This window comes from Methylobacterium sp. Leaf465 (assembly GCF_001424705.1).
Lineage (GTDB): Bacteria > Pseudomonadota > Alphaproteobacteria > Rhizobiales > Beijerinckiaceae > Methylobacterium.
In genome coordinates this window covers 60,657-85,641 of record NZ_LMRA01000044.1, presented here as the reverse complement: position 1 = coordinate 85,641, position 24,985 = coordinate 60,657, and the positions used below count along the sequence as shown (strand labels likewise).

General features: G+C 70.2%; 22 protein-coding genes. 16 read left to right on the top strand and 6 right to left on the bottom strand.

Annotated elements, in window-relative coordinates; genetic code table 11:
* Nucleotides 1-245: 245 nt before the first annotated feature.
* The gene (locus ASG51_RS17740; protein WP_056382211.1) at nt 246-5,066 is read left to right on the top strand and encodes an SdrD B-like domain-containing protein; all 4,821 of its coding nucleotides are present in this window, start codon (nt 246-248) and stop codon (nt 5,064-5,066) included.
* Nucleotides 5,067-5,124: 58 nt separating this feature from the next.
* Here ASG51_RS17740 and ASG51_RS17735 read toward each other — a convergent pair whose 3' ends face one another.
* The 3 genes from ASG51_RS17735 to ASG51_RS17725 form a co-directional block, all read right to left on the bottom strand.
* Nucleotides 5,125-5,340, bottom strand: coding sequence for a hypothetical protein (locus tag ASG51_RS17735; RefSeq protein ID WP_056213480.1), 216 nt, complete (start codon nt 5,338-5,340; stop codon nt 5,125-5,127).
* Nucleotides 5,341-5,704: 364 nt separating this feature from the next.
* A complete protein-coding gene (locus ASG51_RS17730; RefSeq protein WP_056272083.1) occupies nt 5,705-6,580 on the bottom strand; it encodes an SDR family oxidoreductase in 876 nt (291 codons plus the stop codon).
* 84 nt (nt 6,581-6,664) lie between these two features.
* The gene (locus ASG51_RS17725) at nt 6,665-7,273 is read right to left on the bottom strand and encodes a phosphatase PAP2 family protein (RefSeq protein WP_244480186.1); all 609 of its coding nucleotides are present in this window, start codon (nt 7,271-7,273) and stop codon (nt 6,665-6,667) included.
* Nucleotides 7,274-7,626: 353 nt separating this feature from the next.
* Between ASG51_RS17725 and ASG51_RS17720 the strand changes: the two genes are divergently transcribed.
* A complete protein-coding gene (locus tag ASG51_RS17720; protein ID WP_056213487.1) occupies nt 7,627-8,289 on the top strand; it encodes a DUF2147 domain-containing protein in 663 nt (220 codons plus the stop codon).
* A 77-nt stretch (nt 8,290-8,366) separates the two neighbouring features.
* On the opposite strand, the gene ASG51_RS17715 is transcribed toward ASG51_RS17720, so the two are convergent.
* On the bottom strand, nt 8,367-9,593 hold the full coding sequence (locus ASG51_RS17715) for a serine hydrolase domain-containing protein (protein ID WP_056382207.1): 1,227 nt from the start codon (nt 9,591-9,593) through the stop codon (nt 8,367-8,369).
* A gap of 271 nt (nt 9,594-9,864) precedes the next feature.
* Here ASG51_RS17715 and ASG51_RS17710 point away from each other — a divergent pair, with 271 nt between their 5' ends.
* Nucleotides 9,865-10,983: a metallophosphoesterase gene (locus ASG51_RS17710; protein ID WP_056382205.1), complete on the top strand. Its 1,119-nt coding sequence runs from the start codon at nt 9,865-9,867 to the stop codon at nt 10,981-10,983.
* 81 nt (nt 10,984-11,064) lie between these two features.
* Here the strand turns inward: ASG51_RS17710 and ASG51_RS17705 are convergent, their stop codons facing one another.
* The gene (locus ASG51_RS17705; RefSeq protein WP_056213493.1) at nt 11,065-11,559 is read right to left on the bottom strand and encodes a DUF427 domain-containing protein; all 495 of its coding nucleotides are present in this window, start codon (nt 11,557-11,559) and stop codon (nt 11,065-11,067) included.
* Between the two features lie 159 nt (nt 11,560-11,718).
* On the opposite strand from ASG51_RS17705, the gene otsB reads away from it, so the two are divergent.
* The 10 genes from otsB to ASG51_RS17655 all read left to right on the top strand — a co-directional run bounded on the left by otsB (nt 11,719) and on the right by ASG51_RS17655 (nt 22,136).
* On the top strand, nt 11,719-12,474 hold the full coding sequence (otsB, locus tag ASG51_RS17700) for a trehalose-phosphatase (RefSeq protein ID WP_056382203.1): 756 nt from the start codon (nt 11,719-11,721) through the stop codon (nt 12,472-12,474).
* Nucleotides 12,475-12,535: 61 nt separating this feature from the next.
* Nucleotides 12,536-13,546 carry a glucokinase gene (locus ASG51_RS17695; protein ID WP_056382201.1) on the top strand — a complete coding sequence of 337 codons (1,011 nt, stop codon included), beginning with the start codon at nt 12,536-12,538 and terminating at the stop codon, nt 13,544-13,546.
* 14 nt (nt 13,547-13,560) lie between these two features.
* Nucleotides 13,561-14,313: a DUF2459 domain-containing protein gene (locus ASG51_RS17690; protein WP_056382198.1), complete on the top strand. Its 753-nt coding sequence runs from the start codon at nt 13,561-13,563 to the stop codon at nt 14,311-14,313.
* Between the two features lie 86 nt (nt 14,314-14,399).
* Nucleotides 14,400-15,929: a Do family serine endopeptidase gene (locus ASG51_RS17685; RefSeq protein ID WP_056213500.1), complete on the top strand. Its 1,530-nt coding sequence runs from the start codon at nt 14,400-14,402 to the stop codon at nt 15,927-15,929.
* Between the two features lie 267 nt (nt 15,930-16,196).
* A complete protein-coding gene (locus ASG51_RS17680; protein ID WP_056382197.1) occupies nt 16,197-17,492 on the top strand; it encodes an aminotransferase class I/II-fold pyridoxal phosphate-dependent enzyme in 1,296 nt (431 codons plus the stop codon).
* A gap of 122 nt (nt 17,493-17,614) precedes the next feature.
* On the top strand, nt 17,615-18,046 hold the full coding sequence (locus ASG51_RS17675) for a hypothetical protein (RefSeq protein WP_244480185.1): 432 nt from the start codon (nt 17,615-17,617) through the stop codon (nt 18,044-18,046).
* Between the two features lie 39 nt (nt 18,047-18,085).
* A complete protein-coding gene (locus tag ASG51_RS17670; protein ID WP_056382195.1) occupies nt 18,086-18,595 on the top strand; it encodes a hypothetical protein in 510 nt (169 codons plus the stop codon).
* A gap of 60 nt (nt 18,596-18,655) precedes the next feature.
* Nucleotides 18,656-19,489 carry a 3-deoxy-8-phosphooctulonate synthase gene (gene kdsA, locus ASG51_RS17665; RefSeq protein WP_200941362.1) on the top strand — a complete coding sequence of 278 codons (834 nt, stop codon included), beginning with the start codon at nt 18,656-18,658 and terminating at the stop codon, nt 19,487-19,489.
* Between the two features lie 188 nt (nt 19,490-19,677).
* Entirely contained in the window at nt 19,678-20,007 is a 330-nt protein-coding gene (locus ASG51_RS17660; protein ID WP_082487217.1) for a hypothetical protein, read from the top strand.
* A 209-nt stretch (nt 20,008-20,216) separates the two neighbouring features.
* Nucleotides 20,217-22,136, top strand: coding sequence for a Hint domain-containing protein (locus tag ASG51_RS17655; protein WP_244480184.1), 1,920 nt, complete (start codon nt 20,217-20,219; stop codon nt 22,134-22,136).
* 28 nt (nt 22,137-22,164) lie between these two features.
* Here ASG51_RS17655 and queF read toward each other — a convergent pair whose 3' ends face one another.
* Nucleotides 22,165-22,629, bottom strand: a complete 465-nt coding sequence (queF, locus tag ASG51_RS17650) for a preQ(1) synthase (protein WP_056213513.1) — start codon at nt 22,627-22,629, stop codon at nt 22,165-22,167.
* 132 nt (nt 22,630-22,761) lie between these two features.
* On the opposite strand from queF, the gene ASG51_RS17645 reads away from it, so the two are divergent.
* The 3 genes from ASG51_RS17645 (at nt 22,762) to ASG51_RS17635 (ending at nt 24,974) form a co-directional block, all read left to right on the top strand.
* On the top strand, nt 22,762-22,965 hold the full coding sequence (locus ASG51_RS17645) for a hypothetical protein (RefSeq protein WP_056183260.1): 204 nt from the start codon (nt 22,762-22,764) through the stop codon (nt 22,963-22,965).
* A 205-nt stretch (nt 22,966-23,170) separates the two neighbouring features.
* The gene (gene eno / locus ASG51_RS17640) at nt 23,171-24,460 is read left to right on the top strand and encodes a phosphopyruvate hydratase (RefSeq protein WP_055951092.1); all 1,290 of its coding nucleotides are present in this window, start codon (nt 23,171-23,173) and stop codon (nt 24,458-24,460) included.
* Between the two features lie 103 nt (nt 24,461-24,563).
* Complete coding sequence (locus tag ASG51_RS17635) at nt 24,564-24,974, top strand: DUF393 domain-containing protein (protein ID WP_056382364.1); 411 nt, start codon at nt 24,564-24,566, stop codon at nt 24,972-24,974.
* Nucleotides 24,975-24,985 lie beyond the last annotated feature (11 nt).

Genomic DNA, 24,985 nt, shown 5'->3' with positions numbered 1-24,985 from the left:
CCCGCGACGCGATCATCGCCTCCGGATCTTCCACGCCCGCGCCGACATCCTCGCGCCCTGCTCTTGAGGCCCGGACGCGCCTGTGCTGATCGATGGGCCGGACTCTTCCGGTCTATGGCAACATGATTTCGACAAAGATAGCTCTTTGTCACTATAGTCCATTGCCTCCAGGCAATAGAGGCCTCACCATAGACTGATAAAGCGGCGACGCGGCAAAGCGTCGTCAGCGATCAGGGGGGAAGGGCATGGCTGGCGCAACGCTGTCCGGGGCGGTCTTTACCGATGCCAACGGCAATGGCACGCGGGACGCCAACGAGACGGCCCTCACGGGCGTCTCGGTCGACCTGCTCGCCGCCGACGGGAGCGGGGCCGCCCTCGCGACGGTCCGCACCGATGCGACCGGGGCCTACGCCTTCACCGCTCTCGCCGGCGGCGCCTACGCGATGCGCTTCACGCCGGCCGCGGCCGGATACCGGGGCAGCGCCGGGACGACGAACGCGAGCGGCCAGACGCTCGTCACCAACGTGAGCGTCCCGAGCGACGCGAAGACGACCGTCGACGAAGGGTTCTACAAGACCGGAAGCATCGCGGGCATCATCTTCAACGACACGAACGGCAACGGCGTCTTCAACGCGGGCGAAGTGCTGACGAACGGCGTCTCGGTCGATCTGTACAACGACATCGGCGTCCTCCTGGCCAGCACGACGTCGAGCAACAAGGACCCCTTCAAGCCGGGCACCAACGGGGTCTACAGCTTCCAGAACCTCGCCCCGGGGACCTATACGGTCGCGGTGACCGCCCCGGACGGCAAGGTCACCAGCGGCGTGACCACGCTGAAGGAGGTCGTCACCAGCGGCGCGGTGATTGCGTCGCAGAACTTCGGTGTCCGGAACAATCCCCCGACGGTCAGCCTGTCCGGGACGATCTTCGCCGACGGAGACGGGAACGGGCGCCAGGGCCCCGGCGAGGCGGGCCTCGCCGGCACCAGCGTGCTCCTCAGCGATGCGGCCACCGGATTCGCGCTCAAGACCACGGTCACCGACGCCGCCGGGCATTACAGCTTCGGGACGACGGCCGGGAGCTACCGCGTCACCGTGGCGACCCCGGAAGGCCTGAAGGGCACCACCGCCACGACCCTCGCGACGGGCAGTCTCGCCAGCGGGGCCGCGAACGCGCAGCTGAATGTCGGGTTCGCGCCGGATCCGGTCCTCGACAAGACCGGCGCGATTCCGACGGCCACGGTCCTCAACGTCGTCCTGCGCGGCCAGTCGAACACCTATTTCCCGACGCTGTACGGCGACCTGCCGAAGCTCGAGGCGGCCATCGAGGCCCAGCTCGGGTTCGACGGCGTCCGCCAGAAGGTCAACGTGATCGGCACGCGCGACAACGCCGACGGCGCCAACACGGAATGGCCGGGCACGGGGATGCTCACCGACTGGCTGAGCCCGGTCAACGGCGACTACCGCAACGGATGGACGGCGAACGCCCAGGAAATCGGCCTTCTCAGCACGATCGGGCAATGGTCCGCGGCGCAGAAGGCCGCGCCGACCGCGGTCGTCTGGCTGCACAACGAGAACGACAGCCAGAACGCGGCTCTCACGCCCGCCATGTGGGAGAGCGCCGTGCGCTACGAGGCCGGCCTCGTGCGCGGCGTGCTCGGCCAGGATGCCGCCACCGTCCCCTACCTGTTCGTCAACGCCATTCCGTTCCCGGCGCAGACGCCCGCGGTGCAGTCCACGCAGCCGGTCCAGAACCAGGCCATCCGGGTCGGGCAGGCCGAGCTGACGGAGGACAAGGACTTCAACGCCGGCTACGCCGCGCGCCAGGCCAGCGACGTCGACATGGACGTCGATGGCCACGGCATCACCCGACAGCCGGGGAGCGTTCACTTCAGCCGCGCCGACGCGACTCAGATCTTCGATCGGATCGCCCTGTCGGTCGCCGAGACGTTCCGGGCCTCGGCGCTGCCGGGCTCGCCCCTGGCGCTGGCCTCCGGCGACATCGACGACGACGGCCCCCGGGTCGTGCGCGCCGAGCGCGTGGCCGGCGCCCCCGACCAGCTCCTGCTCACCGTCGCGTTCGACCAGGCCACGTCCCTCCAGGCCCTCGACAGCGTCGCCGCCGCCGGCACCGGCTGGAGCCTGCGCGCCGACTGGAACGCCGCCGCCAGCCAGGCGCTCGCCACCAGGGCGGAGCTCGTCGACGCCAGCCATCTGCGCCTCACCTTCGACCGCGACGTCCCCGCCGCCACCGAGCTGTTCTACGGATGGGGCGGCGCCCGCATCGCCCTGCCCGGACAGCCCGGCATCGGCGCCGCCATCTACGACGACCGCGACCTGCCCCTCTGGGTCGACCCCCGCGGCCTCGCCGTCTCCCAGGCCGTCACCCAGGCGGGCCCGATCGCGGTCCAGTCCATCGCGGACAGCGGGCCCGGCATCGACGGCGGCGGCAACGGCCTGCTCAAGGCCGGCGCCGCCGTCACCCTCGCGGTCCAGTTCACCGACGCCGTCGCCGTGACGGGCACGCCCGTGCTGACCCTGAACAACGACCTGCCCCTCTGGGTCGACCCCCGCGGCCTCGCCGTCTCCCAGGCCGTCACCCAGGCGGGCCCGATCGCGGTCCAGTCCATCGCGGACAGCGGGCCCGGCATCGACGGCAGCGGCAACGGCCTGCTCAAGGCCGGCGCCGCCGTCACCCTCGCGGTCCAGTTCACCGACGCCGTCGCCGTGACGGGCACGCCCGTGCTGACCCTGAACACCGGCGCCACCGCCGCCTATGCGGGCGGCTCGGGAACCGGCACCCTGCGCTTCACCTACACCGTGGCCCCCGGCCAGACCGCGCAGGACCTGGCCGTCACCGGCATCGACCTGACCAACGCCACCCTGGCCGGGACCGACGGCAGCCCCGTCACCCTGGCCGGATTCACCGGCCAGACCGCGCAGGACCTGGCCGTCACCGGCATCGACCTGACCAACGCCACCCTGGCCGGGACCGACGGCAGCCCCGTCACCCTGGCCGGATTCRCMACGGCCATGCCCGGCACCCTCACCATCGACACCACCGCCCCGTCCCTGGCCCTGACCCAGATTCCGGCGGCCACCATCCAGGCGACCTCCGCCGCCGGGGCCGCCGTGACCTTCGCCGCCACCGCCACGGACGCGGTCGACGGCACCGACCCGGTGACGTTCCGCGAGGGCACGACGGTGGTCGCCTCGGGCCAGACCTTCGGGCTGGGCCCCCACACCCTCACCGCCACCGCGACGGATGCGGCCGGCAATTCCGCCGATCCGGTCGGCTTCAGCTTCACGGTGGCCGACACCGCCAAACCCGTCATCGCCGTCACGGCCCCGGCGACGACGATCCAGGCGACCTCCGCGGCCGGGGCCGCCGTGACCTTCGCCGCCACCGCCGCAGATGCGGTCGACGGCACCGACCCCGTGACGTTTCGCGAGGGCACGACGGTGGTCGCCTCGGGCCAGACCTTCGGCCTCGGCCCCCACACCCTCACCGCCACCGCGACGGACGCGGCCGGCAATCCCGCCGATCCGGTCGCCTTCAGCTTCACGGTGGCCGACACCGCCAAACCCGTCATCGCCATTTCCGCCCCGGCGGCCACCATCCAGGCGACCTCCGCGGCCGGGGCCGCCGTGACCTTCGCCGCCACCGCCACGGATGCGGTCGACGGCACCGACCCGGTGACCGTTCGCGAGGGCACGACGGTGGTCGCCTCGGGCCAGACCTTCGGCCTCGGGCCCCACACCCTCACCGCCACCGCGACGGACGCGGCCGGCAATTCCGCCGATCCGGTCGGCTTCAGCTTCACGGTGGCTGGCACCCCGATCGCGGCGGCGGATACGGCCGCCCTCGACGCCCACACCTTCGCGATGGGGAACGTGCTCGCCAACGACGTCGATCTCGGCGGTGCGGCCCTGCACGTCACGGCCGTGCGCACGGAGGACGGCGCGACCACCGCCGTACCGGCCGGCGGCACCGTCACCCTCGCGAGCCCCCACGGGGCCCTGACGATCGGCGCCGACGGGCGCTACGCCTATCTCGGGCGGAGCCCAGGGGCCGATTCCTTCGCCTACACCATCGCCGACAGCGACGGCGCCACCGCCTCGGCCACCCTCACCACCGCCGTCGCGGCGCACGGCCCCGCTGCGGAGGCGACCTTCGCCTTCGCCTTCACGCAGGCGACCCTGACCTATCAGAACGGGGCGGCGGTGCTGACGGGGCCGGATGGCACGGTCCAGGACGTGACCGGCATCGGCCGCCTTCACTTCACCGACGGCACGATCGACGAGGCCGACGGATCCCCCCTCGTGGACGATCTGTTCTACCTCGCCCAGAACCGCGATGTCTGGCAGGCGCGCGTCGATCCCGATCGGCACTATGCCGAATGGGGCTGGCGCGAAGGACGCGATCCCAACCCTCAGTTCTCGACATCGGGCTACCTGGCGGCCAATCCGGACGTGGCCGCGGCCGGTGTCGATCCGCTCACCCATTACGATCGGTTCGGCTGGCAGGAGGGACGCAATCCCTCGGCGGCGTTCGATACGGAGGCGTACCTGGCCGCCAACCCGGATGTCGCGGCGGCGGGGATCGACCCCCTCGCGCACTACCTGGAATACGGGCAAGTCGAGGGCCGCACGGCCCTGCCCGTCCCGCCCGCGGGGCCCGCCCCCCACCACCTCGATGGCGCATTCGATGCCACCTACTATCTCGCGCAGTACCCGGACGTGGCCCGCGCGGCGGCGGCCGCCGGCGGTGATCCGGACAGCTTCGCCTTCGCGCATTACCTGCGATACGGGGCCGCCGAGGGGCGCGACCCGGACGCCTACTTCTCGACGACGGGCTATCTGGCGGCCAATCCCGACGTGGCCGAGGCCGGGCTGAATCCGCTGCTCCATTACGAGGCCTACGGCTGGCGGGAGGGCCGCAACCCCTCCGCCCTGTTCGACACGAAGGCGTACCTCGCCGCCAACCCGGACGTGGCCGCCGCGGGGATCGACCCGCTCGCCCATTATCTCCAGTACGGCCTCGCCGAGCATCGGGACCTCGCCTGACGGGGCACACGGCGCCCGGGCACCCGACGCCCGGGGAACCCGGCCTCGTCGAGCCGGATCACCCCGGTGCGCGCCCCCGCGTGTCGCGGCAGAGGGCGGCCGCCTCGGCCATGGCCTCGCGGCCCTGGCGCAGGGCGGCCTCCGCGTCGGGCAGGGAATAGAGGGCGCTCCGCACTACCTGGTCCGCCTCCCGCACGGTCCAGCGGTACCGGGTGGCGTCCTCGGGGCAGCTCTCAACCTCCAGGGTGAGGGGACCCATCGCTTCGCGCGCCATCGTGACCTCCTGCGGTGCCGGGTTCGACGCCCGCGGCGGCGGGCGGACACTCGGGGAAGTCCATCCAGTCCGTGAAGGCCTCCGCCGGGTAGCTGTGCTGGCAGGAGGCGACGTGCCACGGCCGAGGATCGCCCAGGCCCGCCGGGTCCCAGCGGATCACCGCGCGCCGGTCCGGGTCGGACCGGTGGATCGCGATGATCCAGCGACCGTCATGCGGGGCCCGGTCCATCGCCCTCCAGGTGCGCATCCTGCTTCTCCCCCTCCGAGGCCACAGGAACGCGCGAACCGGCCGAACCGTTCGGCGAACCGTTGGGCGAACCCTTCGGAACGACCCCGGCGCCGAGGCCGGGGTCGGCAGGGTCCCTCAGAGGACCGGCATCGCCCCGGCGACGGTGACGAGGGCGCCGGAGGTGTAGCTGCTCTCGGCCGAGGCCAGCATCACGTAGGCGGAGGCGAGCTCCGCCGGCTGGCCCGGGCGCCCGAACGGGACCTGGCTGCCGAAGGACTTGACCGCGTCCTCGCTCATCCCCGCGGGGATGAACGGCGTCCAGATCGGCCCCGGCAGCACGCCGTTCACCCGGATGCCCTTCTCGGCCAGCAGCTGCGCCAGGCTCAGGACCATGTTGCTGAGCGCCCCCTTGGTGGCGCTGTAGGCCATCAGCGAGGGCATCGGGTGCTTCGAATTCACCGAGGAGGTGAAGATCACCGAGGCCCCGGGCTTGAGGTGGGGCAGGGCGGCCTTGGTCACGTAGAACGGCCCGAACACGTTGGTGCGGAAATGGTCCTCGAAGACCGCGTCCTCGATGGCGTCGAGCCCCTGGTTCGGCTGCTGGAAGGCGCCGTTGTTCACCAGCACGTCGAGGCGGCCGAAGGCGGCGACCGTACGCGCCACGAGGTCGCGGCCATGGGCCGGGTCCTTGAGGTCGCCCGGCAGCAGCAGGGCGCGCCGGCCCGCCTTCTCGATCCAGCCGGCCACCGCCTCGGCATCCGCCTGCTCCTCCGGCAGGTAGGCGATCGCCACGTCGGCGCCCTCGCGGGCGAAGGCGATGGCCACCGCCCGGCCGATGCCGGAATCGCCGCCGGTGATCAGCGCCGCCTGGCCCGTCAGCTTGCCCGAGCCCCGGTAGCTCGCCTCGCCGTGATCCGGCTCGGGCACCATCCGGCCGGTCTTGCCGGGAAAGCTCTGCGGCTGGCCCGCGAAGGGCGGGCTGGGATAGGTCGTCAGGGGGTTGTCGGTCACGCGGCGTCTCCGATGGAATGACGCGTCAACCGGAGGTCGCGTCGCGGCGTTCCCGGCACGCGATGCCGCGCGACCTCGCCGCGATCATCCGGGTATACCGCGCACCGCCAGACCGGCGACGCCGTCCCGCCCGAGGGCGATCCGGTGGTCCACCGCCTCGGCCGAAAGCCCGATCAGCGCCCCGGCGGCGACGTCCACCGGAAAGTGCGCGCCACGCAGGACCTGGACGGCCACGACCCCGAGGGCCGCCGCCGTCGCGACGCCGCGGATCTCGGGATAGGCCCGGCCGGCCGCCGTCGCCACCGCGACGCTCAGGGCCGAGTGTCCCGACGGAAACGACTGCCACGGCCCGACATTCGGCCCGAACCAGCCCTTCTCGTAGAGGCCCTCATCCATCAGCACGTTGGGCCGGGTCCGGTGCACGACCCGCTTCACGGTGGTCTTGGTGGCCGCCGCCAGGATTCCGGCGAGGAGCATGTGCCGGCCGGCCTCGGCCAGACGCGGGTCCCGCCGCAGCACGCCGAGGGCGAGGGTTCCGCTGGAGAGCGCCAGCAGCCACTTCCAGCCGCCCGCCTCGCTGGCCGCCGCCAGGGCCCGCACCCGGCGGGTGTCCTTGGCACGCGCCAGAGAGACGCCGAGACGGATGTCCGCCGCTTCGAGGCGCCGACCCATCCCGACCGATCCATCCGCCATCACGTCGTCCGCCATCCCCGAGAAGCACGGCCGTAAACGCGGTCCCAGGCGGATCGTTCGCGGCACGGCCGGCGATCGCGGGCGCCGGCGGTCCGTCTCCGCGCCAGAGGCCGAAGGGCCGGTTCGCCGTGGCACCCCGGCACGATCCAGCGAACATCAAGACTTCGCCCTCGGCCGGGCTCGGCCACGAAGATAAGGCCACGTCGTCACGACGAATCTGCAGGATTCGGTGCGTGCCGGCCATGATCCCGTCACCTTCACGTCGGATGGCGAGGCATCACGTGACAAGCGCTTGCCGTCCTGCGGACGAGGGCGGATCGCCACGGGGCGAGCGCATGAGGGTTGTTGGAAGCATGACGAATCGATCCACCATGGCGGGCGCCGCGCGCCGGCTGGCGCCCCTGGCCGGGCTCGTTGCCGCCGTTCTGCCGGGCCTCGCACTGGCTGCCGCCCCCAACGATGCCAGCGGCACCTGGCTCACCGAGGATGGGCGCGCCCGCATCCGCACCGAGAGGTGCGGCCCGCAGAACACCAACCTGTGCGGCTACGTCGTCTGGCTGAAGGTGCCCCTGAACGACCAGGGTCAGCCCCGCATCGACTTCAAGAATCCCGATCCGAAGAAGCAGTCCCGTCCCTCCCTGGGCCTTCAGCTGATCATGGGCCTGAAGCCGCAGCCGGACGGCCATTACGGCGGCAAGATCTACAACGCCGACGAGGGTAAGTTCTACGACGTGACGATGTGGTCGGACCAGCCGACGGAGCTGTCGGTGCGCGGCTGCCTCCTCGGCTTCCTCTGCGGCTCGCAGACCTGGAACCGGGTCAACGACGTGGTGCCGGGGCAGCTCACCGGCCCGACCAACGGCCCGGGCGGCCCGCGCGCCGATGCGGAATGGGCCCCCAAGGCGGCGCCGAGCGCCGGAGCGGGTGCGCCCGCCGCGACCGGCACGGCCAAGGCGCCCGCGCCCAAGCCGGCGGCCAAGCCGAGTGCCGCTCCGGCGGCGGCACCGGCCGAGTAGTCCCGCGCCGCACGCGAGGGGTCGTGAAACGCCGCCGTCCCGCCTCGGGCCGGCGGCGTTTCACGTGTCCAGGGGCCTCAATCCACCAGGGCCGCGTAGGTCAGCACGCGCAACTCGCGTCGCAGCGGCAGGGCCGAGGAGGGGATGAGCTGCGTCAGCAGCACCACGGCAAGATCCTCGGCCGGGTCGACCCAGAAGGCGGTGCTGGCAAGTCCGCCCCAGGCCACCTCGCCCGGCGTGCCGACGATCTGGGCGCGGGCCGGATCGAGCATCACCGAGAAGCCGAGGCCGAAGCCGATCCCCGTATAGGCGGTCTCGGAGAAGCGCGGCTGGCCCATCGCCGCCAAGTCCCCGTCGAGGTGATTCATCAGCATGAGGTCGACGGTCTTGCGCCCGAGGAGCCGGGTGCCCTCGAGTTCGCCGCGCCCGAGGAGGAAGCGGCAGAAGCGCATGTAGTCGGACGCGGTCGAGACGAGGCCGCCGCCGCCCGAGGCCACCGCCGGCGGGCGGGCGAAGCGACTGCCGACCGCATCGTCGTAGAGCTTCAGCGTCCGGTCCCGGAACAGGCTGTAATTGGCTGCCAGGCGCGGCAGCTTGTCGGCAGGCACGGAGAAGTCCGTGTCGACCATGCCGAGGGGGCCGATCACGCGTTGGCGGAGGAAATCGGCGAAGTCCTGGCCGGAGACGACGGCCACGAGGTGTCCCAGGACGTCGGTGGCCACCGAATAGTTCCACTCGGCGCCGGGCTGGGCGAGGAGGGGCTGCCGGGCGAGCCGGGCCACCACCTCGGCGAGGCTCGCCTCCTGGGCCTCGCCGAAATCGACGCCGTTATGGCGATAGAGGGCATCGACGAGGGTCGCCTCCATGAAACCGTAGGTCAGGCCGGAGGTATGGGTGAGAAGGTCGCGGATCGTGATCGGGCGCCGGGCCGGCTCACTGTCGAACTTTGCCCGGTTGCCGCCGGTGAGAACTCGCAGATCCGAAAATTCCGGCAGGAAGCGGGTGATCGGGTCGTCGAGTTGGAAGCGGCCCTCCTCATAAAGCATCATCACCGCCACCGAGGTCAGCGGTTTCGTCATCGAGTAGATGCGCGCGATGGTGTCGGGGGCGAAGGGCGCGTCGCGCGCGATGTCGGCCCGGCCATGGGCGCGGAAGAAGGCCGTCCGGTCACCGCGGGCCAGCATCACCGACAGGCCCGCGACCTTGCCGTCGTCGACGAGGCGCCGCATCCAGCCGTCGATCCGCTCCAGGCGGTCCGGGCAGAGCCCGAGGGCCCGCGGCTCGCTTGCGATCTCACCGTGCATCACACCTGCTCCGTCCCTGGCCACCAGCCCTGCCGACCGGCCCTGGCATAGCGGCGCGGCCGGACGGCGCAAACCCTGGCCTGCGCCGGAACGCCGACGCGATCACCCGACGCTCCGTCCCGCCTCGAAGGCCGCCCGGCGCTCCCCTCCCAACGCTTCCCTCCCAACGCCTCCCTTGCGGGTCGGTGGCGACCCCGAAGCGTCCCTCGGGCTCCGCAACGCCGAGCAGAAAACTTTGCGCTGGGCCCCTGCCACGGTCCATGGAGCAGCCATGATCCACCTGATGTTCAGCCTGCCCTGCCTGTACGTCGTCACCCGGGGCGTCTGGCCGCTGCCCTGGCCGCTTGCGCTCAAGCTCGGTCTCGCCGCCCTCCTGCTGGTCGCCTCGCAGTACCACCTGTGGAGCCGCCTCTCCTCCGGGTCCGTCTTCTCGCCCGAGTTTCCGCGGCCCATCGTTATGCTGTTCAGCGGGGCGTTCGGTGCGATCATCCTGCTGGCGGTGCTGCTCTTCGCGCTCGACGCCGTCGCCCTGGCATCCCTGGCCCTGCCCGGCGGCGGTTGGGCGGTTTCCAGCGCCTGGCGCATCGGGGCGGCCCTGGCGGTCGCGGTCCTGGCGGTGGTCGCGGTGCAGCAGGCCGTGCGCGTGCCGCCCCTGAAGGATGTCACGGTCGCGGTCAGGGACCTGCCGCCGGGCTTCGAGGGATACACCATCCTCCATCTCACCGACCTGCACATCAGCCGCCTGTTCCCCGCGACCTGGGCACAGGCGGTCGTCTCGCGCGCCAACGGGCTCGGCACGGACGTGATCCTCGTCACGGGGGATTTCATCGACGGTTCGTTCGCGGCCCGGCAGGCCGACGTGGAGCCGCTGCGCGACCTGACGGCGCGGGACGGCGTCTGGGCCATCCCCGGCAACCACGAATACTTCTTCGACGTCGAGACCTGGATGCGCCACTTCGCCGGCATGGGGATGCACATCCTCGCCAACGCCCATGCGGTCGTGACCCGCGGCGGCGACGCGCTGGTGCTGGCGGGAGTCACCGATCGCTCGGCGCCCGCCATCGGCCATCCGGGGCCCGACCTCGACGGTGCCCTGGCGGGTGCGCCCACGGATGCGCCGATCGTGCTCCTCGATCACCAGCCGGCAAATGCCCCTCGGGCAGCCGCGCGCGGCGTGGCGCTGCAACTGTCCGGCCATACACACGGCGGCATGATCATCGGACTGGACCGGCTCGTGGCGCGCGGCAACAACGGGTTCGTCTCCGGCGCCTACCAGGTCGGCGGCATGACCCTCTACGTCAGCAACGGGACGGGCCTGTGGGCCGGCTTCGCACTGCGCCTCGGCCGCCCGTCCGAGCTGACCCGCATCACCCTGCGCCGCACGTCTTGAGGGGGCACGGATACCGGGCGTCGCGCAGGCAGTCCGACGGGGCCTGGATCGGCGGCGATGCCTTTCGGCCCAGCCCGCGCTTCACCACCCCATGGTGCCGGGGCCGCCCTTGAACGGGCCGACGATGGCGGGCGTGATCCAGCCGCCGTAGAAGCCGCCGGGCTGCGGCGTCACACGCGCGTCGCCGACGAAGCAGGCCTCCATCGGACCGGCATAGAAGGCGATGTAGCCCGCGATCGCGGTGAAGTCCGGCGTGGGGGCGGGGTAGGCCCAGGCCGCGCCCTCGGCGCGAAAGCCGCCCGCCGCGACGTCGTACAGGACGGCGCGCCCCTTCCACTCGCAGATGCCGGCCCGGCGAGCGGGCCCGAGCACGCCGGCCACCACATCGCCGGGCGGAAAGTAGTAGGTCGGCGGATGGCTGGTCTCCAGCACCCGGTATCCGGCACCAGTCTCGGCGATGGTCCGGCCGTCGAGCACGACCCGCAGCCGCTCCGGAACCCTCTCGAGGCGGGGCGGGCGCGGGTAGTCCCAGACGCTCTCCTCGTTCGGGCCGGGCGGGATCGGGGTGGGCCACATGCGATCGGGACCTTGCCTCACAGGGATCGGAAGGTCGGACAGATAGGGCAGGGTATTGCGCCCGCCCTGTTTTCCGGCCTCCCGATTTCCCCATCCCGCGTTTTCCCCCGGCGCAGGGCATGCTAGCGCAGGCCCGGATCAGACGAAGGGACAACCTGCGTGACCGACCCGACCGCCTTCGCCCTCTATCTCGACTTCGACGGCACCCTGGTGGAGATCGCGCCCAAGCCCGACCAGGTCCGGGTCGATCCCGCCCTCGCTCCGGCCCTGGAGCGTCTGCGCGCCCGGCTCGGGGGCGCCCTCGCCATCGTCACGGGCCGGCCCATCGGGGTGATCGACGATTTCCTGGTCCCCGCCCGCTTCGATGTCGCCGGCCTTCACGGCGTCGAACGGCGGGTCGACGGCATCGTCTCGGGCGGCTCCGCCGAGGATCACCCTGACCTACGGGCCCAGGTGCCGACCCTGCATGCGGCGGTCACCGCCCTCGAGCACGTCCTGATCGAAGACAAGGGCGCCTCCGTGGCGGTGCATTGGCGCCTCGCCACCCCGAGCGATGCCGCCGCGGCCGAGGAGGCCGTGAAGGCCGCCGCCACCGCCCTCGGATCCGCCTATCGGCTCCAGCTCGGCAAGGCGGTAGGCGAGATCGTGCCCGCCTCCGCCACCAAGGGCCATGCCATCCGGGCGCTCGCCGAAAACCCGCCCTATGCCGGCCGCCGGGCGATCTTTCTCGGAGACGACCTCACCGACGAGAAGGCCTTCGCCGTGATCAACGAGACCGGTGGCGTCAGCGTCCGTATCGGCGGGGCCGAGACGATCGCGTCCCGCCGCCTCATCGATCCGGAGGATGTGCGCCGTCTGCTCTACGCCTGGGCCGATGGAGCACAGATCGACCCAGACGCCCTGCCGGCCGCCTGAGCGGCGTCCCACGACCGATCCCTAATCCCCGTTCCCCGGGGCCCAGACGGAAGCGACGCGCATGTTCGAATTTCCCGTCCTCGTCGGCGATATCGGCGGCACCAACGCCCGCTTTGCCCTGGTCCCCGAGGCGGGGGCGAAGCCGGTCCTCCTCTCCCACGAGGAGACGGCCGGCCACCCCGATCCCAGTGCCGCCATCCGCGCCTCCCTGGCCAAGGGGAACGGCACCGCCCCACGCTCCGCCATCCTGGCGGTGGCGGCCCGGGTCGACGGGCCGGCGGTGCAACTCACCAATGCCCAATGGGTGATCGAGGGCGCGCGGATCGGGCAGGATTTCGGCCTGTCGCGCTCGGTGGTGGTCAACGACTACGTACCCGTGGCGGCAGGTGCTGCCGGGATCAGCCCCTCCGAGCTGACGCCCATCGGTCCGAACCGGGAGGAGGGCCGGGCCGGCGACCAGGGGGCGCGCCTCGTCCTCGGGCCCGGCACCGGGTTCGGTGCAGCGGCCCTGTTGCCGGTGGGCGGGCGCCTCGTCATCGTCTCGACCGAGAGCGGCCACGTGGATTTCGGGCCGAGCTCGCCGGCCGAGCTCGCCCTGTGGCCGCATCTGGAGCGGGTCGAGGGCCGCATCACCGTCGAAACTCTCCTTTCCGGCCCCGGCCTGACCCGGCTCCATGCAGGCCTGCACCGGCTGCGCACCGGCGCCGACGGCCCGCGCCTCGACCCGGCCGCGGTCACGGAGGCGGGGCTCACCGGCGCCGACCCGGACGCGGCGGCCGCCCTCAACCTGTTCGCCAAACTCCTGGGCCGCGTCTGCGGCGACCTCGCGCTCACGTTCCTGGCCACCGGAGGCGTCTATATCGGCGGCGGGATCGCGCCCCGCATCATCGACGTGCTCCGGCGCGGCGCCTTCCGCGCGGCCTTCGAGTACAAGCCCCCCTTCGTGGCGCAGATGGAGGCGATCCCCACGAGCGTCATCGCCGTGCACGACCCCGCGCTGACGGGCCTCGCCGCCCTCGCAAGCCAGCCCGACCGGTTCGACTATCACGGCCAGGTCTGGCAGGTGCCCTGACCGATCGCGCAGCCATGCGCACGGGTCGGTGGGGACTCGCTCGAATTGTCGCGGGCCTCGCCGCCCTGATCGTCACCCTGGTCGGACTCGTCGTCCTCGCAGCGCTGCTGACGGCGCAGCGGGGCGACCCGGACCTTTATCCGCCGGCGGACGCGGACAGTATCGGCATCGCGCTGGTGTCGCACGGCTGGCATTCCGGCCTCGTGCTGCCGCGGGCCGCTCTGACGGGAGCGGGGAGCGGGCCGGCCCTCGCCAGCATCGCAACGCAATTCCGCGCCTATCCGCAGATCGAGTTCGGTTGGGGCGAGGCCCGCTTCTACCGGGCGACGCCGACCCTGGCCCAGTTCGATCTCGGCCTCGCGCTCGCAGCCCTGTTCACGCCGGGCGGACGGGCCGGGGTGGTCCAGGTGGTCGGCCTCGAGCGGCCGGTGCGTGATAGCTTTCCCTATTCGGACCTCGTGCCGCTGCGGGTCTCGAAGCCCGGCCTCGCGCGCCTTCTCGCTCGCCTGGAAGGAAGCTTCCGCCTCGTCGACGGACAGCCGGCCGCGGGCGGTCCGGGCCTCTACGGGCCGAGCCTGTTCTACGATGGGGCAGGGCGCTTCTCCTACGCGAACGTCTGCAACCACTGGGCGGCACGCCTGTTGCACGCCGCAGGCCTACCCATCACTCCCGTCCTCGATACCCACCCGGCGGGCCTCCTCCTCGATCTGCACTGGCGGTCCGGACTTGCCCCTCAGCCGCCAACCGCGAACCTGTCCAAACCGTAATCTTCACGCCACGCCCGGGTCAGGCGGCGCCCTCTACAAACCGGATCACGGCCCGCCAATGGCGGCCCCCCGATCCGGAGACCCCTATGACCGCTCAGCCCAACCGTCTGCGCCGCAACGCCCTCGCCTCCGTCGCCGTGGCCGCCCTCGTGGCGACCGGCGCGGCCGGTGTCGGCCTGACCCAGCCGGCCGCGCCGGCCTACGCCCAGTCCCTTTCCAAGAACCCGATCGAGACCCCCGATCATCCGCCGGGCTCCTTCGCCAGCGTCGTCGACAAGGTGAAACCGGGCGTCGTCGCCGTGAAAGTGAAGCTCGACGACAGTGCCGATTCCGACGACGAGGACGGCCCCGGCCAGGGACAGCAGGTCCCGCCGCAGCTGCGCGAATTCTTCAAGCGCTTCGGCCAGGGCGGACCGGGTCAGGGTGGTCAGGGCCAGGGCTTCGGCATGCCCAAGCGCCAGGGTCAACGCGGCGCCATGGGCTCGGGCTTCATCATCTCGGCGGACGGCTACGTCGTCACCAACAACCACGTGGTCGACAAGGCCAAGTCGGTGCAGGTGACCCTGGACGACAACCGCACCCTCGATGCGAAGGTGATCGGCAAGGATCCCAAGACCGACCTCGCCCTCCTCAAGATCACCGAGGGCGGCACCTTCCCTTACGTCTCCCTCAGCAAGTCGGCGCCCCGCGTGGGCGACTGGGTGGTGGCGATCGGCAACCCGTTCGGCCTCGGCGGCACGGTGACGGCGGGCATCGTCTCGGCCCGCGGCCGTGACATCGGCGCCGGCCCCTACGACGACTTCCTGCAGATCGACGCGCCGATCAACAAAGGTAACTCCGGCGGCCCGACCTTCAACGTCGGCGGTGAGGTGGTGGGCGTGAACACTGCCATCGCGTCGCCCTCCGGCGGCAGCGTCGGCCTGGCCTTCGCTATCCCGGCCGAGACCGTGCAGGCGGTGGTCGACCAGCTCCGGGCCGACGGCAAGGTGGCCCGCGGCTACCTCGGCGTACAGGTCCAGCCGGTGACGAAGGACATCGCCGACGGCCTCGGTCTCGACAAGGCCAAGGGCGCCCTCGTGGATCATGCCGAGGCGGGGACTCCGGCGGCGAAGGCGGGCCTGAAGTCCGGCGACGTGATCGAATCGGTCAACGGTGCCCCGATCAACGACGCCAAGGAGTTGTCCCGCAAGATCGCCGGCATCAAGCCGGGGGCCAAGGTCGAGCTGACCTACCTGCGCGGTGGCAAGACCGACACCGCAACGGTGGAACTCGGCGTGCTGCCCAACGACACCAAGGTGGCGAGCACCGACCGCGGCTCCTCGGCGAACGGACAGCCGCGGCTGGGCCTCAGCCTCGCCCCGGCCTCCGAGGTCGGTGCCGGCTCCGAAGGCGTGGCGGTGATGGAGGTCGATCCCGACGGTCCGGCTGCGGCCAAGGGCATCGAGCAGGGTGACATCATCCTGGATGTCGCGGGCTCCAGCGTCTCGCAGCCCTCGGAGGTGGCCGAGCGCGTCCGCTCCGCCGAGTCGAGCGGCCGCAAGGCGGTACTGATGCGGGTCAAGAGCGCCAAGGGCGTCACCCGCTTCGTCGCGGTGGCCCTGAGCAAGGCGGGCTGATCCGGGGTCTCCTCCGAGGGGGATCGAACGAGACCGAACGGCGGCCCACCCTGCGGGCCGCCGTTCGCTATGGTTCTTCCAGGCGCACGGACTGGACGCGCCGAGCCGACATCGGAGGTATGGACTCGGATCCGAGCCACCTGGCATGCCACGCAACCCTGAGACCGGGAGCCCCGCGCCCGCGCGGGGTGACGCGGGCGACGCGAGACGTCATGGTGCGCGCGCTTTTTGAACGCCCGCGCGGCCCCACCCGGACCTGAGCCCACCATGACGACGATCGCCGACCGCAGCACGGCCGACCTCGCGGACCTGTACGCGCAGGCTCGCAACGCCTACGACGCCTTCAAGGCCCGGGGCCTCAAGCTCGATATGACGCGCGGCAAGCCGGCGCCCGAGCAGCTCGACCTCTCCAACGGCATGCTCGCGCTGCCGGGCAACGGCGACTACACCACCGCGGCGAAAGAGGATGCGCGCAATTACGGCGGTCAGCAGGGCCTGCCCGAGCTGCGGGCCCTGTTCTCCCACCTCATCGATGCGCCGGCCGATCAGATCGTGGTCGGCGGCAATTCCAGCCTGGCCCTGATGCACGACACCATCGTGTGGGCGCTCCTGAAGGGCGTGCCCGGCTCCGAGCGGCCGTGGTCGCAGGGCGAGACGCCGGTCTTCCTCTGCCCGGTGCCGGGCTATGACCGCCACTTCGCCCTCTGCGAGGAGTTTGGGATCCGCATGATCCCCGTGCCGATGACGGGGCAGGGGCCCGACATGGACGTGGTCGAGCAGCTGGTCGCCGACCCCGCCGTGAAGGGCATGTGGTGCGTGCCGAAATACGCGAACCCGTCGGGCGAGATCTTCTCCGACGAGACCGTCCGGCGCCTCGCCACGATGACGACCGGCGCTCCCGATTTCCGCCTGTTCTGGGACAACGCCTACGCGGTGCACCACCTCACCACCGATCGCCACCCGGTACGCGATATTCTCGCCGCCTGCGCCGAGGCCGGCCATCCGGACCGGCCCTTTCTCTACGCTTCGACCTCGAAGATCACCCTGGCGGGCGCCGGTCTCGCGGTCTTTGCCGGCTCGCCCGAGAACACGCGCTGGTTCCTGGCCCGTGCCGCCAAGCAGACCATCGGCCCCGACAAGCTGAACCAGCTCCGCCACGTGCGCTTCCTGCGCGACGCCGCCGGACTCCAGGCCCACATGGACGCCCACCGGGCCCTCATCGCGCCGAAGTTCGCGGCCGTACAGGAGGCCCTGGAGCGGCACCTGGCCGGAACCGGAGCCGCGCGCTGGACCCGGCCCGAGGGCGGCTACTTCATCACCGTCGAAGCCCGTGAAGGCACCGCCACCGAGGTGGTTCGGCTCGCCAAGGAAGCGGGCATCGCCCTGACACCGGCCGGAGCGACCTCGCCCTATGGCCGCGACCCGAAGGACAGCGTCCTGCGTCTTGCGCCGACCTTTCCCAGCCTCGGCGACGTGACGAAGGCAGCCGAGGGCATCGCCCTCTGCATTCTTCTTGCATCCCTGGAGGCCGAGCACCGGGCCCGCGCGCGCTCGGCGGCCTGACCCCTCTGACGCAATCCGGAAACGTCGGCGCCGGATGATGCGGCGGCTATCCGGGAGGCAACGCGATGGTGGCCCTGAGGACGTTGACCCCGAGAACGCTGCAACGCGCCGGCGCTCATGTTTTGCCCGGCCTGGCTTTCTGCATCCTCATGGCCGAGGCGGCCCCGGCCCAGGCGCGCACCGCCTGGGCGTCCGGCACCTTCGTCTACGCCGACCTTTGTACCCTGCCGCAGACCGGCACGCGCAGCGGCCAGCGCATCACCCTGCGGCACTCACCGAACGGGGACGGGCTGACCTACGAGGGGGCCGAGCAGCGTGGCCCCCGCGCTGCCGCCGACGTCACCCTCGACGACGCCACCAAGGCGATCCGCTTCGCGGTTGAGACGGAGGTCGGGCCGCTCCACTTCCAGGGCGTCGCCGGCGCAGATGCTCTCACCGGCACCTTCGAGGACGAGGCGGGCGCACATGCGGTGTCCCTGCCGCGGGTCCTGCGCTCCCATGCTCACGAGGCCTGCCACGGCGACACCACGGGTTCGATCACCCCGCGGCGGTAAGTGGTGGGCGCGGTCCGTCTCCTGCGCTAGATCGGACTGATGACGCTTTCCTTCCGGCTCGCCGCGATCCTGCTTTCCCCGATGCTGTACGCTGCGGCTCCGGCGGCGGCGGATGGCTGCGATGCCCTCGCCGCACGGATGAGCCGCGCCACCGGGGCTTCCCTGGCCGGTCGCGAGGGGACGCGCGCCGTATTCCGCGCAGCCGATGCCGAGCGGATGAGCCTCGATTGCCGGGCGCACCGTATGGTCTTCTCCGCCCTGGAACGGGAGCCGGCTCGCCGCTACTACGCGCTGATCGGCCTCGCCGCCGGGGCGCTCACCGGCGCGAAACCCGAGGCTGTCGAGACCCTCGCCCTCAGTCTGCACCAGGGCGCCCTGGTCACGGGACGCCCCCAGGAGGGCGTTGTAGGCCGCGCTGCGCTCCGCTGCGAGACGGCGCCCGATACCGACCCGTTCGTGTCGCCGCGGACCCTCTGCGTGCTGATCCCCAGCACCCGGGGCGTGCTTCGCCGCCATGCCGGCCTTCCCGTGGCAGCGCAGGCGGGCTAGACCGGCGCCATGCCTCAGATTGCTTCATCCGAGACCGCGTCTTCCACCGCTCCCATCGTGATGGCCGGTTCGGTCGCGTTCGCGAACCACCTACCCTTCGCGCTGATCGCCGGGCCGTGCCAGCTCGAGAGTCGCGATCACGCGGTCGAGATCGCCGATGCCCTGAAGGCGATGACTGACCGCCTCGGAATCGGCCTCGTGTTCAAGGCCTCGTTCGACAAGGCCAACCGGACCTCCGGCACCACCGCGCGCGGCCTCGGCCTCGCCGGGGCCCTGCCGATCTTCTCGGAGATCAAAGAGCGCTTCGGCCTGCCCGTCCTGACCGACGTGCACGAGGCAGCGCAATGCGCGGCTGCGGCCGAGGTGATCGACGTGCTCCAGATCCCGGCCTTCCTCTGCCGGCAGACCGACCTCCTTCTCGCGGCCGCCGCCACCGGCCGAGTTGTGAATGTGAAGAAAGGTCAGTTCCTCGCACCCTGGGACATGGCCCACGTGGCCGAGAAGGTGACCAGGGCAGGCAATCCCAACGTGCTGGTGACCGAGCGCGGCGCCTCGTTCGGCTACAACACCCTCGTCTCCGACATGCGCAGCCTACCGATCATGGCGCAGGTGACCCACGGCGCCCCAGTGGTGTTCGACGCCACCCACTCGGTGCAGCAGCCGGGTGGTCAGGGCGCGACCTCGGGCGGTCAGCGGGAGTTCGTCGCCGTGCTCGCTCGCGCGGCCGTAGCGGTGGGCGTCGCCGGCCTGTTCATCGAGACGCATCCCGACCCGGACCAGGCCCCCTCGGATGGACCGAACATGGTGCCCCTGACGGCGATGCCGGCGCTGCTCGCCGAGTTGCAGGCCTTCGATCGCCTCGCCAAGGCGCGGATCGTCGGCCAGGCCCCCTGAGATCGAGGAAAACCGTCGATCTAGATCCGGCAAGTCCAGGCACGGGCTCGACAACTCCGGACGGCTGAAGCGATTCACCAAGGACGATGAACCATGTTGCGCTTTGTTCATCTGGGAAAGCGGACGGGAACGATCGGGACATCCTGACGTTGGAATATCCAATTCGTTCTCGAATGCTGTAGGATACCATGCGCAAGCTCGCTCTGATTTCTGCCCTTACCCTTTCGCTCGGCGGTCTCGCTGCTGCCACCTCCGCCGAGGCCGGGCCGCGTGGCCATGGTTACGGTCATGGGGGCTACGGTCATGGCCATGCCTACGGCCATCGCGGCTATGGTCGCGGCTACGCGTATGGCGGTCGTCGTCGTGGGATCGGAACCGGCGCGGCCGTCGGTCTCGGCATTGCCGGTCTCGCGGCGGGCGCAATCGCTGCGGGCGCCGCGCGGGATTCCTATTATCGCGACGGTTATGCGCGTCCTGCCTATGGCTACGGCGCTCCCGCTTACGGTTATGGCTACTAAGCTCTTCATCGTCTGACACCGAAGACCGATACGCAAACGCAAGCAGGGGCGGCTAACGAAAGTTGGCCGCCCCTGCTTGCGTTTGGACCCCCCCGGAACTGCGAACCGCTCCGCTTCGCGCGCTCGCGGGCATATCGATTTTTGCGCCTCGTCCCACAAGCTTCGCAAGGGGGTTCGCGTCCGATCCCCACGGTTGCGAGGAATGTGGAATGGCCATCTTGACGGACCTAAACGCGGGACAGCGCGACGAGGTCACTTTCCTGTCGGGCCTCGACGAGAATGGGCGGATCGGAGGCGATACCTACTACACTTGGAACTACAAAGATTTCAGCACGACCGATGTCTGGATGAACAAGTGGTACAACGACAGTAAAGGCGCTCCTCTCGCCACCACGAGCCAAGCCGGGACACCGGGCGGAACGGTTACCTATTCCTTCAGCGCCGGTCTGCCGGTCGCTGCGCAGCCTGCCTATACGGCCGCCCTGTCGCTCTGGTCTGATATTGCGGATATCAAGTTCGAATATGTCCCTGATGCCAAGTCCGCGAATCTCCTGTTTACGACATTTGGAGAGGGCGGCGCAGCGACTTTCATACCAAACAACGGTAAGACGCCGATCGGCAGCGGGGATATTCCTTCGCAGACGTCGCCTCTCGCTCGGGGCGGCCAAGCGAGCATCGCCCTCGAGGCGCCGGACAACATATGGGGCAGCTTCGAGCTCGGTCGCTCCAAGATCATGAGCGACACCGCCCACGAGATCGGTCACGTCCTCGGTCTGGGCCATGGCGGATACTACAATGGCGGCACCTTCGAAGGGCAGCGGGGACCATACGACCAGAATCTGTGGACCTTGATGTCCTACATCGGAACGGGTGATCCGAACGCTACCTTCGCGTCGCAAGCTCCCGTCAACGCAGATTGGCAAGGCGGGTGGGCCCAGACGCCGATGGCGATCGATGTTCTGGCCAGCCAGCGCTACTACGGTGAGTCGAAGACCAGCACCTTCGCCGGTGGACAGACCTACGGCTTCAATACGAACATCACTGGCGCTTCGCGGGACTATTTTGATTTTACCAAGAACAGTACCCCCTTCGTCAACTTGTACAACCGTGGCACCAATAACACCCTCGATGTCTCCGTCTTCAGCACGGACACTCGGATCAACCTCAATCCCGGCACCTTCAGCACTGCCAGTGCCAACAGTGCCGTCACCAACAACATCAGCATTTCGTTCGGCACGCGGATCGACAAGGCCGTCACCGGTGCCGGAGACGACGTCATCTATGGCAACAACAACAGCAACGTGATCGACGGCGGCGGCGGCAACAACGCCTTCGTGATCACGGGCTCCAGCGCGAACTTCACGATCGACCGGACCAGCGCCACAAGTGCCATCGTCACCGACAAGACCACCGGCGCCGTCGATACGCTGACGAACATCGATAACATCTTTTTCGTCGATCCCGTCTGCTTCACCACCGGAACGCGCCTCGCGGTTGTCCGGGACGGCGTCGTCGGCGAGGTGTCGATCGAGGATCTGCGCCTGACCGATGTGGCGGTGACTGCCACGGGCGGCCGCCGTTCGATCCGCTGGATCGGCCGACGAGACGTCCTGCCCGACACGTATCCCGTGCCTGCGACGCAATGGCCCGTACGCATCCTGGCCGGAGCGTTCGGCACGGATGCCTGCGGTCAGGCCGTCCCGGCCCGAGACCTGCGCCTGTCGCCCGGACACCCGGTGCTGATCGGCGCCGATGCGGCGAACGCGGGCGGCGTGCTGGTGCCGATCATGAACCTCATCGATGGTATCGCGATCTGCCGGGAGGCTGTGGACCGGGTGACCTACTGGCATGTGGAGCTCGACCGGCACGACATCCTGTTGGCGGAAGGCCTGCCGGCCGAATCGTACTTCGAGAGCGGCGCGCGCGCCTGGTTCGGCAGCGACACCAGGCAGGGCTGGTGGAGGGACGTCGACGGGACCGCCAGTCCGCTGTTCGGTCGCTGCCGTCCGGTGGCGTTCGACGGTCCGATCGTCGAGGCTGCGCGCTGCCGGATCGGCAGCGCCTTGCGCCTGCGTCTGGCCGCACAGGCAGCCTGGCCTTGCAGCGAGACGCGGACGATGGCGGCCTGAGCCGAGGCCGCTCTCAAGGGAACGGTTCTCAGCGGGCCCGGTAGGGTGGCACGCCGGGATCCGGAAGCCAGACGGACTTCGGCGGCTCGCCCGTCTGCCAGAACACGTCGATGGGAATACCGCCGCGTGGGTACCAGAAGCCGCCGATGCGCAGGTAGCGGGGCGCCAGCAACTCGGTGAGGCGCAGGCCGATACCCACCGTGCAATCCTCGTGGAAGGCTCCGTGATTGCGGAAGGCCGTCAGATAGAGCTTCAGCGACTTCGATTCGACCAGCCACTGATCCGGTACGTAGTCGATCACCAGGATGGCGAAATCCGGCTGGCCGGTGACCGGGCACAGGGAGGTGAATTCCGGCACGGTGAAGCGGGCCAGATAGTCGGTGGTCGGATGTGGGTTCGGCACCCGGTCGAGTCGAGCCTCGTCCGGGCTGCCCGGCGGGGGCGTCATCTGTCCAAGTTGCAGGCTCTCGGCGCCTGAAGGCGGTGGCGTCATGGGCAAAATCTTCCGAAGACGAGGAGCGGACCACGTCGCAGGCGTCAGGCCTTATGACGAAATCCAATCATTTCGCCAGTCATGTGTCACCGACGAGTGGCAGGCGCGGGGTCCGCGTGCCATATGGAACGTATGAGCGACGAAAACACGGCTACCTACCCCTACACCCTGGAGATCCAGCCGCCCAAGGCGCCGGGCAGTCCATACCAGTGGGCGATTCGCCGGAAGGGGAAGCTGATTCAGCGATCCGACCGCAATCATCCCACCGAAGCCAAGGCGCGCGAGAACGGGATGGCCCAGATCGAGTTGCTTCTGTCGGGCGCCGGAGACCGCTGACGCGATCCGGTCCAGACGGGACGCGGCAGATTCTGTGGCCCGAAGGCAGCGGGTTACCGAGGGCGCTTGCCGGACGCGAAGCGTTGGCGGATAAGCCTCGGCGGGATCACCCCATCCCCGATGCGGCCAAATGGCGGCGTCCGGGAGGGGCCCGGCCTCACGTGATTGAGGCCTCGACAAGCCGAAACGTCCGGAAGGCGCCTGCATGACCGCGATCACCAACATCGCCGCCCGTGAGATCCTCGACAGCCGAGGCAACCCGACCATCGAGGTCGACGTGCTGCTCGAAGACGGATCCTTCGGCCGCGCAGCCGTGCCGTCAGGCGCCTCCACCGGCGCGCACGAGGCGATGGAGCTGCGCGACGGCGACAAGGGCCGCTACGGCGGCAAGGGCGTGCGCAAGGCGGTCAACGCCGTGCAGTCCGACATCCTTGACGCCATCGGCGGCATGGATGCCGAGGACCAGATCGCCATCGACGAAGCGATGATCGAGCTCGACGGCACCCCGAACAAGAGCCGCCTCGGCGCCAACGCGATCCTCGGCGTCTCGCTGGCCGTCGCCAAGGCTGCTGCCGAGACGGCCGGACTGCCGCTTTATCGCTACATCGGCGGAACGCAGGGTCGGGTGCTGCCCGTACCGATGATGAACATCATCAACGGTGGCGCGCATGCCGACAATCCGATCGACTTCCAGGAATTCATGATCATGCCGGTGGGCGCATCGTCGCTCGCCGAGGCCGTTCGCATGGGCGCCGAGGTGTTCCACACTCTGAAGGGCGCCCTGAAGAAGGCCGGCCACAACACCAACGTGGGTGACGAGGGCGGCTTTGCCCCGAACCTGCCTTCGGCCGAGGCCGCCCTCGACTTCGTGATGCAGTCGATCCAGGCCGCCGGCTTCAAGCCCGGTACCGACATGGTCCTGGCCCTGGACTGCGCCGCGACGGAATTCTTCAAGGACGGTGCCTACCACTATGAGGGCGAGGGGCAGACCCGCGATATCGAGGCACAGGTCGCCTACCTCGCCGGCCTCGTGGATGCCTATCCGATCCTGTCGATCGAGGACGGCATGTCCGAGGACGACTGGGAGGGCTGGAAGCTGCTCACCGACCGGGTCGGCGACCGTTGCCAGCTCGTGGGCGACGACCTGTTCGTGACCAACGTCACCCGCCTCTCGCGGGGCATCGCCGAGCAGACCGGCAACTCGATCCTGGTGAAGGTCAACCAGATCGGGTCGCTCACCGAGACGCTGGCGGCCGTCGATATGGCCCAGCGCGCCGGCTACACCGCCGTGATGTCCCACCGCTCCGGCGAGACCGAGGACTCGACCATCGCCGACCTCGCGGTCGCGACGAATTGCGGACAGATCAAGACCGGCTCGCTCGCCCGCTCGGATCGGTTGGCCAAGTACAACCAGCTGATCCGCATCGAGGAGGGCCTCGGCTCGCAGGCGCTCTATGCCGGCCGCAACGCCCTGAAGGCGCTCGCACGCCGCTGAAGGCCTCGCAAGCGCGCCTGCAAAGGTGCCTGAGTGAATCCGACACGGCCGCGAAGTCCTTCGCGGCCGTGTTTCGTTGCAGGCCGTGCCCTATGTCTCGTCTATGTCCACCTCCCAGACCGCGCGCCCCGCGCTGACCGTCTATTACGACGGCGCCTGTCCTCTCTGTGCCGCGGAAATCCGGCTGTACCGGCGCTCCGAGGGGGCCGAGCGCATCGCCTGGGTCGATGTCGGGGCCGAAGGCCCTGCGGAACTCGGACCCGGCCTCACGCGGGGTGCGGCCCGGGCGCGCTTCCACGTTCGGCGCCCCGATGGTGCCCTGGTCTCGGGGGCCGCCGGATTCGTCGCGCTCTGGGCCGTGCTGCCGCGCTGGCGCTTCCTCGCGTGGCTCGCCCGCCTACCGGGCGTGCTCGGTCTGGGCGAGCTCGCCTACCGCCTCTTTCTGCCGTTGCGGCCCTGGATCGCCCGGCGCGTTCGGGGCGGTGGACCACGCTGCGACAAGGCTTGCGGATAGGGCGCGCGTGG

What these genes read in the sequence shown, in the direction of transcription:
- ASG51_RS17725 (WP_244480186.1), bottom strand. Translation starts at nt 7,273, where the DNA reads ATGGCGGATGGATCGGTCGGGATGGGTCGGCGCCTCGAAGCGGCGGAC.
- kdsA (WP_200941362.1), top strand. Translation starts at nt 18,656, where the DNA reads ATGGCCGGTTCGGTCGCGTTCGCGAACCACCTACCCTTCGCGCTGATC.
- ASG51_RS17690 (WP_056382198.1), top strand. Translation starts at nt 13,561, where the DNA reads ATGCGCACGGGTCGGTGGGGACTCGCTCGAATTGTCGCGGGCCTCGCC.
- ASG51_RS17680 (WP_056382197.1), top strand. Translation starts at nt 16,197, where the DNA reads ATGACGACGATCGCCGACCGCAGCACGGCCGACCTCGCGGACCTGTAC.
- ASG51_RS17715 (WP_056382207.1), bottom strand. Translation starts at nt 9,593, where the DNA reads ATGCACGGTGAGATCGCAAGCGAGCCGCGGGCCCTCGGGCTCTGCCCG.
- ASG51_RS17735 (WP_056213480.1), bottom strand. Translation starts at nt 5,340, where the DNA reads ATGGCGCGCGAAGCGATGGGTCCCCTCACCCTGGAGGTTGAGAGCTGC.
- ASG51_RS17660 (WP_082487217.1), top strand. Translation starts at nt 19,678, where the DNA reads ATGCGCAAGCTCGCTCTGATTTCTGCCCTTACCCTTTCGCTCGGCGGT.
- eno (WP_055951092.1), top strand. Translation starts at nt 23,171, where the DNA reads ATGACCGCGATCACCAACATCGCCGCCCGTGAGATCCTCGACAGCCGA.
- ASG51_RS17705 (WP_056213493.1), bottom strand. Translation starts at nt 11,559, where the DNA reads ATGTGGCCCACCCCGATCCCGCCCGGCCCGAACGAGGAGAGCGTCTGG.
- ASG51_RS17695 (WP_056382201.1), top strand. Translation starts at nt 12,536, where the DNA reads ATGTTCGAATTTCCCGTCCTCGTCGGCGATATCGGCGGCACCAACGCC.
- ASG51_RS17670 (WP_056382195.1), top strand. Translation starts at nt 18,086, where the DNA reads ATGACGCTTTCCTTCCGGCTCGCCGCGATCCTGCTTTCCCCGATGCTG.
- ASG51_RS17635 (WP_056382364.1), top strand. Translation starts at nt 24,564, where the DNA reads ATGTCCACCTCCCAGACCGCGCGCCCCGCGCTGACCGTCTATTACGAC.
- queF (WP_056213513.1), bottom strand. Translation starts at nt 22,629, where the DNA reads ATGACGCCACCGCCTTCAGGCGCCGAGAGCCTGCAACTTGGACAGATG.
- ASG51_RS17685 (WP_056213500.1), top strand. Translation starts at nt 14,400, where the DNA reads ATGACCGCTCAGCCCAACCGTCTGCGCCGCAACGCCCTCGCCTCCGTC.
- ASG51_RS17720 (WP_056213487.1), top strand. Translation starts at nt 7,627, where the DNA reads ATGACGAATCGATCCACCATGGCGGGCGCCGCGCGCCGGCTGGCGCCC.
- ASG51_RS17655 (WP_244480184.1), top strand. Translation starts at nt 20,217, where the DNA reads ATGGCCATCTTGACGGACCTAAACGCGGGACAGCGCGACGAGGTCACT.
- ASG51_RS17645 (WP_056183260.1), top strand. Translation starts at nt 22,762, where the DNA reads ATGAGCGACGAAAACACGGCTACCTACCCCTACACCCTGGAGATCCAG.
- ASG51_RS17710 (WP_056382205.1), top strand. Translation starts at nt 9,865, where the DNA reads ATGATCCACCTGATGTTCAGCCTGCCCTGCCTGTACGTCGTCACCCGG.